The sequence below is a fragment of the Salipiger sp. genome (genome assembly GCF_059781815.1).
This window is the reverse complement of record NZ_JBYNAH010000007.1, coordinates 17,443-30,737: the sequence shown is the minus strand read 5'-3', so window position 1 is coordinate 30,737 and position 13,295 is coordinate 17,443. Positions and strand designations below refer to the sequence as shown.

Here is a 13,295-nt window from a genome sequence, read left to right as displayed (position 1 = left end):
ACCTCGTTGTGCCAGCATTCGAAAGATGCCTTGCACACGATGTGCCACCCGGGGATGCCCCGGGCGTTCACTGCTTTGCAGAACTCGCCTGAAGCGAATCCCGCGGCTTTGACCACCTCGCCAATATGGCCCGTTCTGCGGGCGCATCTCAAGCTTATCGTGATAAAGCAGCACATTTGACTGACGATCGTTTGCTTGTTGTGCGATTTTTACAATTTGCGCAACAAAGCCCGGAGATTTCAGGAAAATGCTATGCGGTCGCGCCTCGATGTGGGCAGCTTCGCCTCAACCAGGCTGATTTTAGTATGACCGAATCGATTTCTCCCAACCCTGCCACCAAGGGTCCTCTCACCAGTTCGTCTCTCGGCCACTTCCTCTGGATGTTCGGAGGAGGCAGCGCGCAGGCCGTGCTGAAGATCCTCGTGCTGATGATCCTGTCGCGGCTGCTGACGCCGGCCGAGTTCGGCTTGGTCGCCGCCGCCGTGACCGTGGTTGCGCTGGCGGAGGTGTTTGGCAAAATCGGCATCGCTCCGTCGATCGTCCAGACCGAGACGCTGACCGAGGCGCATGTGCGCACCGGCATGACGGCAACGCTGGTTTCGGGCCTATTGGTCGGTGTCATCGTCTTCTCGCTGGCCGAGCCACTGGGACGGATCTACGGCATGGAAGAGCTGCCGCCGCTTGTCCGTGCCTTTTCCTTCCTGTTTCTCATCAGAGCGGTGGGGCTCATTTCCGAGGCGCTGATCCAGCGTGAACACGGCTTCCGCGTGTTGGCGATCATCAATGTCCTTAGCTACTTGTTGGGCTACGCCGGTGTCGCGATCGTGCTGGCGCTGCAGGGCTTCGGGGTCTGGGCACTCGTCGCCGGACAAGTCGGGCAGGTGACGCTGCAATCTGCGCTCAATATCCATTTCAGTGGCTATCGTGGCATGCGCATCGGCTGGGACGGGCAGAAATTCCGCGGCATGCTGAGGTTCGGTCTGGGAACCACCCTGGCCCAGATCGGAAACTACGCCGCGCTCAATCTCGACTACCTGATCGTCGGGCGCATGCTCGGTGTTGCGCCTCTGGGACAGTATTCCCGCGCCTACCTGCTGCTGTCGCAGCCCGCCAACATCGTTGGCAACATGGCCGACAAGGTGCTTTTCCCGGCGCTGGCATCGGTGCAGTCGGATCTGTCACGGGTATCGCGCGCCTATTATAAGGTGCTTGCGCTGACCGCGATCACCCAGATCCCGCTGTCGGTGCTACTGAGTGTCTTCGCCTCGGAAGTCATCCTTGTGCTGATGGGCGACCAGTGGTCCGGCGCGGTGCGCCCGTTTCAGATCATGGTGATCGCGCTTTACTTCCGCACCGCCTACAAGTTCACCGGCACCGTCCTGCGCGCGACGGGCCGTGTCTATCACGGCGCCTTCCTGCAGTGGAGCTATGCGGTCTTTGTGGTGGTTGGCGCTCTGGTCGGTGTGCGCTTCGGGCTCGAAGGCGTCGCGGTGGGCACCACCGTCGCTGTTGCGCTCTGCTTCCTCAATGGGCTGTTGCTGCTCGGGGTCGTCTTCAAATTCAAGGTGGGCCGGTGCCTGATGGCGTTGCTGCGCCATGCCGCGCTCGGCCTCATTTATCTTGTGGTGCTTCTCGCGCTCCGCGAGCTCGGGCGTGCGCTCGATCTTCCCGCGCTGGTCAATCTCGGGCTTGGCGGCCTGGGCGCGGTCGCGATCTATGCCGCGCTCCATCGCTTCTGGCCGAGCGCGCTCGGTGAGGAACGCGAGGCCATTTCCCTGCTGGTCGCCAAGGTGATGCGCCGCTGAACTCTGCAAATCGAGGAGGCTCTGATGCCGATCTTCAAGATTGCCGGAAAGACAATTTTGTTTCTGCACATCCCGAAGGCCGGGGGCACGTCGGTTGAGGAGTTCCTCGCGGGCTTCTCGAACGAGAGCTTTCGCATGCACTACAACACCGAAGGTCTTCCATGTGTGCCGCAGCACTTTCACGGTGCGCTCATGTCGAAGCTCTTCGCCGACGACTTCTTCGACTATTCCTTCTGTGTCACGCGGAACCCCTATGCGCGGATCCTGAGCGAGTACAATTACCGCATGCAGCACCGGCACCTGCCGTATCGCTGGTTCCCGGCGCCTAAGTTCGACACCTGGCTCAAGGCCACTCTGCTGCGGTATCGGCGCAACCCCTATGTCTATTCCAATCACATCCGGCCGCAGGTGGCCTTCCGCTTGCCGGCGACCCGCTGGTTCCGGCTTGAGGACCAGATCGAGGCGCTGATGGCAGAGCTTGCCGAGCTGACGTCGGTTGCGGCGCCCGAGGCGCTGCCACACGCCAACCCGTCGAAGAAGAGGCATCTCTCCATCAGCCCGGCTGCGGCCGAGACGATCTATGAGTTTTACCGCGAAGACTTCGAGACCTTCGGCTACGACCGCGACAGCTATAAGGAGCTCTGAGAGGGGCGTCCTGCGTCGGCGGGGAGGGGCTCGGACCGTCAGCGGCGCTCGGCAATCGGTTTCCGATGGTCCGGAAGCCGGTCGCGATGGCTCGCTGTCCCTGGCTTCCTAAGGATTGAAAGCGGTTCGTAGAGGGGCGTTTCGCTCTGCGAAAGGCCCTCGCGCCTACGACGTCGCACCCGGACGGGGCAAGAGCGGAGCCGCTTCCTCCGCCACGAGCGGCCTTTCAAGATCGTCTCGCCCAGCGTGACAGAATTCCGGGCGGTGTCGGACGCCGTCGAATGCACGGAGCACCACCTGAAAAACCGCGATTTTCGGCACCCGACTGTGAAGAACCGCATCAAGGATACGGCGGCAAATTGGGGCACGGGTCGGGTCATGAGAATCAATCTGCACGGCGCATTGACGTGATTTTCAGAAAGTTAACATCGCGCTTATTGCATGTAATTGCAGCGAAAAATCGAGCGTGTCGGTAGCAAGATTCCGTTTTGCGGGCCGGTTCGCGATTTCAGAACGCATAAGAAGGCGGCATTGAACACCGTTCTGATGCACGAAAGTCTTAAAAAATCGTAATCACGCCACATTTTTTCCAGATTAGCCTTTCGATCGAGCCGGACTCGGGCAATGCTTGAGGCATGACGAGTTCGATTCCTCTGTTGCGCGTGGGGGCGTGCGAGATGGGAATTATGTTATTGTTCGGGCTGCCGGCGAGCAAAGTCTCTTTCCGCGGCCCACTGCCAAGAAGAAAAGACACCAAAAACACGTAAATTCTTAATCTGCCGACGCCGTACCGCCCGTTGATTTCTTGGGGCGTGAGGGTCTGGATTTCCAATGATTGGTGTGGCACTCGGCTGCGCCCTAGTGACACCTATCCTCTTGTGAGCTGCTGCTATGAGTGATTTTTCAAACCAATTCCTTTCGAACGCAGGCAATTCCTCCTGGAGGCGCGCTGCGCGCAATTCTCTCATCAAAAGCAAAGCGGGAGCCAAAAGCGCTCCGCAGGCTTCCGGGGCCGCGCTTCGCGCACTCGATTATTCAACCGCTCGGACAGAAGGGGCGGGGGGCTACCCATCGACCATGTCGCTGGCTGCCGAAGCAACCCCGCACTACGCCGAGCCCATCGAGGCCTTTGTCGCGCCGCAAGAGACGCGCTGCCAGCGCTTCGGTCTCGCCGGAAAGCCGTGGCGCTTCCGGGCGGCGAAACGGGCCATCGATGTCGTAGGCGCCTCGGTCGGTCTGGTGCTGCTGGCGCCTCTGCTGATCGGTTGCGCCGCGGCGATCAAGGCCACCAGCGCCGGGCCGGTGTTCTTTCGCCAGGAGCGCTATGGCCTCAACAACGAAATGTTCCGCATTTACAAGTTCCGCACCATGTTCATCGATCGCGGTGATCAGACCGGTGTGAAGCAGACGACGCGCGACGATCCGCGGATCACAAAGGTCGGATCGTTCCTGCGCAAGACGTCGTTCGATGAACTGCCGCAATTGCTCAACGTTCTCGACGGCACGATGTCGCTCGTCGGCCCGCGTCCCCATGTTCCGAACATGCTCGCGGCTGGCGTTCGCTATGAGGATTTCGATCCTCGCTATCTCGACCGCCACGCCATGGTGCCCGGCATTACCGGCCTGGCACAGGTGAACGGCTTCCGCGGCGAGACCCTGACCTACGAAGCGGCCAAGGGCCGGATCAACAAGGATATCGAATACTGTAATACTGCGACTATCAAAACTGATATTAAGATTATTTTTAAGACACTCCGTTGTGAGTTCCTGAGCGGAAGCGGCTTCTGACCACACGCCTTTTCACTGCTTACCCGTTTGGGAAAAAGAAATTATCAAAAAAACAGGAGATAAAGCGCCCACAGACTGATTAAACACGAACCCCAAAAAAGCAAATTCTTCAAGACGACGAAAAGTATGCCCTTCATCTTGGTAGGGCCCGTGATTTCTTTGTCCGAATATCTTTTGGATACGGGATCAGACCGTTCTTCGACACGTCCATACTTGGCGTTTCGATCTGCCTCGTGGTGCATGCTTTTCGTCTTCCAAATCACTGTTGCGTTCGGATGCCCCCGTTCGCGAATGAGGGTCTTTTCGCAGCTTGCGGGTGTTCCCGCTTGATTTACACGTTACATGGGAGAATTTCCTTTGGCAAACGCCAATCACACATTCGCGGAATCGATGCTTGACGTCGAGCGCTTGGTCGACCCGGCGGGCGAAGCCTTCCGCGCCGACACCTCCTCGCAGCGCGCGGTCCAGAAGCCCAAGGTCACCGTGATCGGCCTGCGCGGCATCCCCGATATTTCCGGCGGCATCGAAACGCATTGCGAGTATCTCATGCCGAAGATCGCCGATCGCAACCGTGACGACCAGTTCGTCGTGGTCGGCCGGCGGCCGTCGATGGGCGACCACGTCCTGAAGCGCCGCGGCAACCTGACGGTCGTCCCGCTCTTCGCGATGAAAAACCGCTTCCTCGAGACGATTTCGAACACCTTCGTGGGTGTCGTGGCGGCTCGGCTGACCTACCGCTCTGAGATCGTGCATCTGCACGCCGTCGGGCCGGCACTGATGGCGCCGCTTGCCCGGCTGCTTGGGGCCAAGGTTGTCTTCACCCATCACGGCGATGACTACAAGCGCGAGAAGTGGAACAAGGCGGTCCAGTATATCCTCAAGACCGGCGAGCGGGTCGGGGTCCAGTCCTCGAACCGCGTGATCGCGGTCTCGGCATCGCTGGCCGACCGGCTTCGGGCGGATTACCCGCGCAAGGCCGATGTCATTCACTATATCCCGAACGGCGCCGACCATATCCTCGACGAAACCGAGCACAAGACGCGCTCGGTCGAGAGCTGGCTCGCGGCCCACGGCCTGACCGATCAGAAATACATCGTCTCGGTGGGCCGGCTCGTGCCCGAGAAGGGGTTTGCGGATCTGATTTCCGCCTACGCGCTCGCCCGCCCCGAGGCCAAGCTTGTGATCGTCGGTGGCAAGAGCGGCTCGTCGCATGACGAAGAACTGCTCGAGCTGATCCGGGAAAAGGGACTGGAAGACGATGTCATCCTGACCGGCGCGATCCCGCGTGAGGGCGTTGCGGCGCTGCTGTCGAAAGCGGATCTCTTCGTGCTTGCATCGCATCACGAAGGGCTGCCGATTGCCGCGCTCGAAGCCAGCGCGATGGGCGCGCCGATCCTGCTCTCGGATATCCAGCCCAACCTCGATCTCGGTTTGCCGGCAAAGCATTATGTGCCCGTGGGCAATCCCGGGGCGCTTGCTGCGGGCCTCTCGAAAGGGGGCGAGGAGCTTGTCGCCTCCGATCTGATCGAAAGCTTCAATTGGAGCCGGATCGCGGTCGAGACCGATGAAATCTATGCAACGTTGGACGTCGCCTAGATTATGCCCGACGCCCATGATGCCCCGATGATGCCAGATGCTGGCCAGCGCCGTCGCGGTGCAAGCCGGCGTGGCGTTCTGGTCGCCGGTCTGGCCGGCGCCCTGACGACGCTGTGCCCGGTGCGCGCGAGCGCGGCGGCGCCGTCGGTTGACAAGGCGGCCGCGCTGCGCGCCGATAGCAGTGTCCGCATCGGTCACGTCAGTGAGGTTCGCATTGTTTGAGACGGTCGACATTGGTGCCAGCGAGGATGCCGGCGACGGCGACAGCCTTCGCGCGGCGTTCGAAAAGCTCAACCGCAATTTCGAGACGCTCGCAGGCGTGCTTGCCGAGGTGAGCGCCGAACTGGCCGACGCACGCGCCAAGACTGCCCCGGACTGGCCGGGGAGCTTCGTCGCGCGCCATGTCACGGATATCGCGCCGAATGCTGCGCCGCCGATGCTGGGCGCGGTCTGGGTGAATTCGGTGTCCGGTGTCGTCTACGTCTCGGTCGGCACCGAGACCGCCGAAGACTGGGTGCAGATCGCAAGCGCGAAGGGCTGAAGGTTCATGTCATTGCGCTATTTCGCGACCCAAGGGCCCGAGAGCACGCCCTGGGCCGACGCACAGCCGCTCGACGCGCTCGGGCCCGCGCTGAAGCGCGGCATCGGACCGGGTGAGGCGCTTCTGGTGGGCTTTCCGCCCGACGGTGAGGCGCCGTTCTTCTGGCGGGAGACCTTGGCGCGGGTGAACGCTCAGGGGACGTCAGAGAGCCCCGCGCGCTTGGCCTTCGGTCGGATGGAAGCAAGCGGCGATCTCGCTCCGCCGCGCGCCGCGGACGCGCCCTGCCTGCGGATGAGCCGGGCCGATTTTCCCAGCCGCAACGGTCCCGATCCCTACGGCAAACCCTTCATGGTGCTACAGGATCCACGCCACCTCGCGATTTCGGGGCCGGGCTTCGAGGGGTCCGGTGCCAAGGGATTCTTCCGGTTGACTGGCCGGGGCGAGGGGCTGGCTCTGTCCGATTTGCATGCCCGCATGGCGGGCCGCGCCATCGAGACCGAGAAAGGCAGCGCTTTCGAGAATGTCGAGCTGCGCCGGTCGAGCGGCTATGGCCTGATCCGCGGCTTTGCAAGGTTCCACGATCTGTCCAATGCGCGGTTCCTCGATCTGGATCTGGATGCCGCCGACATCGATGGCGGTGGCACGCGGGTCTGTCAGCTCATTTCGATCGTCGCGGGCCGCAATCTGCGCTTTGAGCGGGTGCATCTGCGCCGCGCGGTGAACCTGCTCAATGCCGAGGCGCGCGGATCGAGCTATGTTCAGGGCGACGGCGTCGTCCTCGAGGAAGAGACCTCGGACGCGCAGTTCACCGATTGCCACGCGCGGGATTTCGGCGATGCCGGGTTCGACATGAAATGCGCCGGGGTCCGGTTCCTGCGCTGCTCGGTGCGGCGCTGCAAGTATGGCGTCCGGATCTGGCGCGACTCGGCCGAGAACCTGCTCGACATGTGCGTCATTTCCGAGCCGGTCTTCCGTCCGAAGAACGCCGCCGCATGTCTGTGGCTCGGCGGGCAGGTCACCTTGCGGAACTGCGCATTGAGCACGCAGGAGAACACCGCCGCGATCCGGTTCGGACGCGGCCCGGACACCCAGACGCGCGTGGCGCGGATGTTCGGAGGAAGCATCGACACGCGGGCCGGCGGCCAGCTCCTTGCGGGCGAGCCGGGCCGCCTCGAACTGAGCGAGGTGATGCTCGACGGAAACCCGGTCACGGCGATCGCCGAGTGGACGGGCAGCCGCCTGGTGCGCGGCTAACCCTCCGGTCCTTCAGGCGAAGAGAAACTCGCTCGCGGTCAGGATGCCATCGCCCGAGGCGATCTGGATCTCTATCTCGGGCACCGCGACAGCTCCGAGGCCCTCGAGCGTGAGCGTCAGCCGGTTGCCATCGACCGACACCCGCAAATCGCCGTCATCGAGATGGCCGTTGCCGTTGCTGTCGAGGTCGCCAAAACCGTCAAGGCCCTGGCCAAATCCCTGAAACTCGATCCGGTCGCCCTCGGTCGGGGAGAAGTCCTTGATCCTGACATATCCGGCGCCGTCGCTTGCGGAGAAGACGAAGACATCCGCGCCGTCGCCACCTTCAAGCTCGGCGTCACCGGCCCCGTCGATCAGCACATCGTCGTCATCACCGCCGTTGAGGCGATCCTCGTCGGCGCCGCCATAGAGCGTATCGTTGCCCTTGCCGCCATCGAGGCGGTCTTCTCCGGCATCGCCGCGCAGCTCATCGTCGCCGTTGCCGCCCGTGAGCCGATCGTCAGCGTTCCCGCCGAAGAGGGTATCGTTGCCCTTGCCTCCGTCCAGCCTGTCGCGCCCGCGATTGCCGTAGAGCAGGTCGCCACCAGCACCGCCAGAGATGCGGTCATCGCCGATGCCGCCATAGGCCGTGTCATCGCCCTGTCCTGCCTTTAGCTCGTCTCTTCCGGCTTCGCCGTACAGCAGGTCGTCATCATACCCGCCGATAAGCCGATCATATCCATCGCCACCCATGAGCGTATCGTTGCCTTCATCGGCCCGGATTTCGTCGTCGCCAGCTTGGCCGAGGATCTCGTCGTCGCCGCTGGTGCCTTGAATCGTGTCATCGGAGGCGGTGCCGAGGAGTGCGCTGGCTTTCTGAGCCTGGGCTTCCTGTGGCTGCACCTCTTCCTCGTCCGCCGCCTTCCAGGGCGTAAAGACGCCGCCGCTTTCCAGAATGACATCGGCACCAAGGTCACGGTTCTTGAGCCAGCTTTCGGTGCCCCAGATGTTGTCCACGAAGGCGATATTGTCGCTGTGCCAAGCGTCATGAAACTTGTCGGAATCGTCGATCTTGACCACCGGGTTTCCGCCCGAGGCGCTGTTGCTCACAAACTCGACGTTCTGCGCGCCGATGACCCGGATCGCTGCGTTGCCCGCATCTTCGATGCTGTTGCCTTCCACCAGGACGTTGAGCGCTTCGTACGTGTTCCCAGCGTCGAGGAAGCCAGGCATGTAATTGGCAAGATTGGTATAGCCGCCGATCTCGATCCCGACATGGCCGATGCCGGACAGCACGTTGTCGGTCACGATCAGATCTCGTGAGCCGCCTTTGAGCGAGATGCCGACATAGCCCATGTCGATCAGGGTATTTCCAGAGATCGTGATGCGCTCGCCTCCGACCATATCGATGCCGGATTCCCGTGCGCCGCCGCCGGTGATCGTGTTGCCCTCGATGGTGATGTCGGAGACCTTCGAGAGCTTGATGCCGTCGCCCTCACCGCGCTCGATCACATTGTTCGAGATCGTGATGTTGGTTGCGAAGTCGAGCCCGCCATTGGCTCCGTGGATGTGCACATTTTGTCTGCTCTCGTCCGGCACGCCGGCGATGGTGAAGCCCGAGAGGGTCACGTCATCGGCGCCAGAGATCCGCACCGTGTCGAGACCGAGATTTGCGGGATCGATGCGGGTCGCCTCGGGTCCTTCGTCGGCGACGATGGTGATGCCGTTTGTCTTGATGACAAGGTTCTCGGTGTAGTCACCCGGCTGAACGTGAATGGTATCTCCTGCGGTACTCGCATCGATCGCATCCTGGATCGAGGTGAAGGCATTGGCAGGGGCATCTTTGGGGAGTGTTCCGGCGTAGACATAAAGCTCGGACATGGGGAGACGTGTCCTTTCTGTTTATCGCGATGAGTGGCGGTCTTGTTGCTAGCAGTAGGGGTCTGGCGTCGGCTCGCAAGGCGGGCCATTCTGCGCACCGGCGGGCCTAATTCTTGCCGAAACGTGATGCCTTCATGCTGGTCAAGCACGGGTTTTTGCGGGCGGCTCTTCGGCGAACTGACGGGAATAGTAAGGAAAATTTGAGGCGCTACCGGCTGGCTCGGGGCGCGCCGGCCGACTGCCGCGGCCGCCATGACGGCGGTTTTGGTGATATAAAGTGTGGAGGCGAGATTCCGCGCATCCATAAGTTGTTCAAGGCGGGCACAGGTCTAACGCCGGATGGTTAATCCGCCAGCATTTCGAGAAGTTTTCAAAGAATCGACGCGCCGTCGCCGGGTCTCTGTTGCAAGCCGCATCCGGAAGGCGGTTAATCGCATCATATATTGGACCCAAATTCTTGAGAGACCCTATGAAGATTGTTGTTTCCGGGATCGGTTACGTCGGCCTTTCCAATGCTGTGCTGCTGGCGCAAAATCATCCGGTCACCGCGGTAGACATCAGCGAGGATCGCGTCGATCTGGTCAACGACCGGAAATGTCCGATCGTCGATGCCGAGCTGGAAGAGTTTCTGGCAACCAAGACGCTTGATCTGGTCGCCACCACGGACGGGGCGGCGGCCTATGCGGGCGCCGATCTTGTGATCATCGCCACGCCCACAAATTACGATCCGAAGTCGAACTACTTCGACACCTCGTCGGTCAAGGCCGTGGCCGAGCAGGTGGTTGCGGCCAGCCCTGACGCGCTGATCGTGATCAAGTCGACGATCCCCGTCGGCTATGTCGACGAGCTGCGCGAAGAGCTCGGCTCGGCCAACATCATCTTCTCGCCGGAATTCCTGCGCGAGGGCAGGGCGCTTTACGACAACCTGCACCCGTCGCGGATCATCGTGGGCGAGCGCTCCGACCGGGCGCGGATGTTTGCCGATCTGCTGCTCGAGGGCGCGATCAAGAAGGATGTCGAAACGCTCTTTGTCGGCACCAAGGAGGCCGAGGCGATCAAGCTCTTCGCCAACACCTATCTCGCCATGCGGGTCGCCTTCTTCAACGAGCTCGACAGCTACGCCATTGCCGGCGGCATGGCCCCGCGAGAGATCATCGCCGGGATTTCGCTCGATCCGCGCATCGGCGATCACTACAACAACCCCTCCTTCGGCTATGGCGGCTACTGCCTGCCCAAGGACACCAAGCAGCTTCTGGCCAATTACAGCCATGTGCCGCAGAACCTGATCCGCGCCATCGTCGACGCCAACCGGACGCGGAAGGATTTTCTCTCCGACCAGATCCTAATGAAAGGGCCCAAGACCGTCGGGATCTATCGCCTCGTGATGAAGGCGGGCTCCGACAATTTCAGACAGTCGTCGATCCAGGGGATCATGAAGCGGATCAAGGCCAAGGGCATTCAGGTCGTGGTCTACGAACCGGTGATGGAAGAGGACACCTTCTTCAATTCTCCGGTGATCCGTGATTTGGAGTCCTTCAAGGGTCTGTCCGATCTGATCGTCGCAAATCGGATCACCGATGACCTCGCCGATGTGGTGGACAAGGTGTTCACCCGCGATCTCTTCGGTGCGGACTGACAGCCGGGCCACATTCATTCGGAAAGGGGGATGGTCATGCCGACCGCTCTAGTGACCGGCTCAGCCGGATTTATCGGATCCTTTGTCTGCCGCCGCTTTCTCGACGAGGGCTGGCGCGTCGTCGGGCTGGACTGCATGTCGGACTATTACGATCCGGCGTTGAAGGAGCGCCGCGAGGCGATGCTCAACCAGTCGCCGAACTACCGCTCGGTTCACGAGATGGTCGAGACACCGGGCGTGCTCATGGGGCTCTTCGAAGAGGAAAAGCCCGAGGTCGTGGTGCATCTCGCGGCGCAGGCCGGTGTGCGCTACTCGATCGAAAACCCGCGCGCCTATCTCGAAAGCAACATGGTCGGCACCTTCGAGCTTCTCGAGGCGGCACGGGCCCATCCGCCAAAGCACATGCTGCTGGCCTCGACCTCGTCGGCCTATGGCGCGAATACCGAGATGCCCTATCGCGAGACCGCCAAGGCCGATCATCAGATGTCGTTCTACGCGGCGACCAAGAAGGCGACCGAGAACATGGCGCACAGCTATGCGCATCTGTTCGGCCTGCCGATCACGATGTTCCGGTTCTTCACCGTCTACGGACCGTGGGGCCGCCCCGATATGGCGCTGTTCAAATTCACCAAGAACATCCTCGAGAACAAGCCGATCGACGTCTACAATTTCGGCGATATGAAACGCGACTTCACCTATATCGTCGATCTCGTGGAGGCGATCTGGCTGCTCGTCGCCGCCGCGCCGGAACGCCCCGAAAACGGCGAGGTGCCCGAGGGCGACAGCCTCTCTCCGGTAGCGCCGTTCCGGGTCGTCAACATCGGCAATTCCGACAGCGTCCAGTTGACCGATTTCATCGCCGCCATCGAAGCGGCGACCGGCTGCACGGCAGAGCGCAACCTGATGCCGATGCAGGCCGGGGATGTCCCGGCGACCTGGGCCGACGCCTCGTTGCTGCAATCGCTGACGGGCTACGCCCCGAGCACGGATGTGACCACCGGGGTGAAAGCCTTTGTCGACTGGTATCGCGAGTACTACCAGGTCTGACCTTGCCTTGCGGCCAGCGCTGCGCGCCTCGCAGCGCTGGCTGAGGGAACCGCTCGCGAGAAGGCTCGCCGCCTGGCGGCCGGTGTCTTCGAGGCGGATCACGTTTGCTTCTGGCGGATCTCCAACTTCACCATCGTTCTGAATCCAAAGCCGTCGGCCAGCTGGTCGGCGGTTTTCCGCTTGCAAAAGTGGAAAAATCCGGCACAGTGATCGGGAAGAGTTTGCTGATGGGCTGTCGTGTCTCGCGACGCCACTCATAAAACTCGGAATTCCAAAATGCTTGATTTTTCCCAGCCGTTTCTCGGCGGTCCGGCTCTGTCCGCGCCGATTCCCACCAGCGTGGGGACCGACGAAACGCTCTATTCGTACTACGACGGTGCCGGCGATCTGATTGGGGAAGTCCTCGTCAAGGTTGCGGGCGATACCACCAAGTACCGGTTCTTCGACGCGTTCGGGTCTGCGCTCGGATCCGCGACCAAGCAGGTTCGCGGCGATACGGTCAACATCCGTATCTATGATCCGGAAGGCGGGCTTATTGCGCGCGAACGCACGATCACGCGCGAAGATTACACGCTTGTCGAGACCTGGGATGCGGGAGGCTTCACCGGCGCGGTGAAGGAGATCCACACCGACACCCAGACCGGCGTGCAAAACTATGACGCCGACTGGAACCTGACCTCCGCGTCGCTGAAGACAGATGACGGCAAAGGGAGGACCCAGACCGCCGAATACGGCCCCGGCTGGTTCGTCATCTACCGCGAGACGGTGACGGTGAGCGACAACGTCACCACCACGGTGATCGAGGAGAACGGCGCCGGCAACATCACCGGCGGCACCAAGGTCACCGAGAAGGCGGATTTCACCCTGACCGAGACCTTCGGCGCGGGCTGGACCCTCGCGAGCGCGGTCAAGGAGATCCACACCGACACCCAGACCGGCGTGCAATATTATGACGCCGACTGGAACCTGACCTCGGCATCGCTGAAGACCGATGACGGCAACGGCGTCACCCAGACCGCCGAATACGGCCCCGACTGGTTCGTGATCTACCGCGAGACGGTGACGGTCAGCGACAACGTCACCACCACGGTGATCGAGGAGAACGGCGCCGGCAACATCACCG

At 61.6% G+C, this 13,295-nt stretch carries 11 protein-coding genes; 10 read left to right on the top strand and 1 reads right to left on the bottom strand.

Annotated elements, in window-relative coordinates:
* The first annotated feature begins 125 nt into the window (after nucleotides 1–125).
* The 7 genes from AC6RA4_RS01650 to AC6RA4_RS01620 all read left to right on the top strand — a co-directional run bounded on the left by AC6RA4_RS01650 (nucleotide 126) and on the right by AC6RA4_RS01620 (nucleotide 7,629).
* A complete protein-coding gene (locus AC6RA4_RS01650; protein ID WP_500156761.1) occupies nucleotides 126–1,805 on the top strand; it encodes a lipopolysaccharide biosynthesis protein in 1,680 nt (559 codons plus the stop codon).
* Between the two features lie 24 nt (nucleotides 1,806–1,829).
* On the top strand, nucleotides 1,830–2,450 hold the full coding sequence (locus AC6RA4_RS01645; protein WP_500156759.1) for a sulfotransferase family 2 domain-containing protein: 621 nt from the start codon (nucleotides 1,830–1,832) through the stop codon (nucleotides 2,448–2,450).
* A gap of 891 nt (nucleotides 2,451–3,341) precedes the next feature.
* Complete coding sequence (locus AC6RA4_RS01640; RefSeq protein ID WP_500156757.1) at nucleotides 3,342–4,238, top strand: sugar transferase; 897 nt, start codon at nucleotides 3,342–3,344, stop codon at nucleotides 4,236–4,238.
* 390 nt (nucleotides 4,239–4,628) lie between these two features.
* Nucleotides 4,629–5,834 (top strand): glycosyltransferase family 4 protein, encoded by a 1,206-nt coding sequence (locus AC6RA4_RS01635; RefSeq protein ID WP_500156755.1) that lies wholly within the window; start codon nucleotides 4,629–4,631, stop codon nucleotides 5,832–5,834.
* A 3-nt stretch (nucleotides 5,835–5,837) separates the two neighbouring features.
* Nucleotides 5,838–6,056 (top strand): hypothetical protein, encoded by a 219-nt coding sequence (locus tag AC6RA4_RS01630; RefSeq protein ID WP_500156753.1) that lies wholly within the window; start codon nucleotides 5,838–5,840, stop codon nucleotides 6,054–6,056.
* Complete coding sequence (locus AC6RA4_RS01625) at nucleotides 6,049–6,375, top strand: hypothetical protein (RefSeq protein ID WP_500156751.1); 327 nt, start codon at nucleotides 6,049–6,051, stop codon at nucleotides 6,373–6,375. Before AC6RA4_RS01630 ends, AC6RA4_RS01625 begins: the two co-directional genes overlap by 8 nt.
* Nucleotides 6,376–6,381: 6 nt before the next feature.
* Nucleotides 6,382–7,629, top strand: coding sequence for a hypothetical protein (locus AC6RA4_RS01620; protein WP_500156749.1), 1,248 nt, complete (start codon nucleotides 6,382–6,384; stop codon nucleotides 7,627–7,629).
* Nucleotides 7,630–7,641: 12 nt separating this feature from the next.
* Here the strand turns inward: AC6RA4_RS01620 and AC6RA4_RS01615 are convergent, their stop codons facing one another.
* Nucleotides 7,642–9,489 carry a right-handed parallel beta-helix repeat-containing protein gene (locus AC6RA4_RS01615; protein WP_500156747.1) on the bottom strand — a complete coding sequence of 616 codons (1,848 nt, stop codon included), beginning with the start codon at nucleotides 9,487–9,489 and terminating at the stop codon, nucleotides 7,642–7,644.
* A gap of 469 nt (nucleotides 9,490–9,958) precedes the next feature.
* Between AC6RA4_RS01615 and AC6RA4_RS01610 the strand changes: the two genes are divergently transcribed.
* The 3 genes from AC6RA4_RS01610 to AC6RA4_RS01600 form a co-directional block, all read left to right on the top strand.
* Nucleotides 9,959–11,125, top strand: a complete 1,167-nt coding sequence (locus AC6RA4_RS01610) for a nucleotide sugar dehydrogenase (RefSeq protein WP_500156745.1) — start codon at nucleotides 9,959–9,961, stop codon at nucleotides 11,123–11,125.
* A gap of 36 nt (nucleotides 11,126–11,161) precedes the next feature.
* Entirely contained in the window at nucleotides 11,162–12,172 is a 1,011-nt protein-coding gene (locus AC6RA4_RS01605; protein WP_500156743.1) for an NAD-dependent epimerase/dehydratase family protein, read from the top strand.
* Nucleotides 12,173–12,448: 276 nt separating this feature from the next.
* Nucleotides 12,449–13,295 (top strand): hypothetical protein (locus AC6RA4_RS01600; RefSeq protein ID WP_500156741.1); only part of this gene is annotated, 847 nt, incomplete at its 3' end.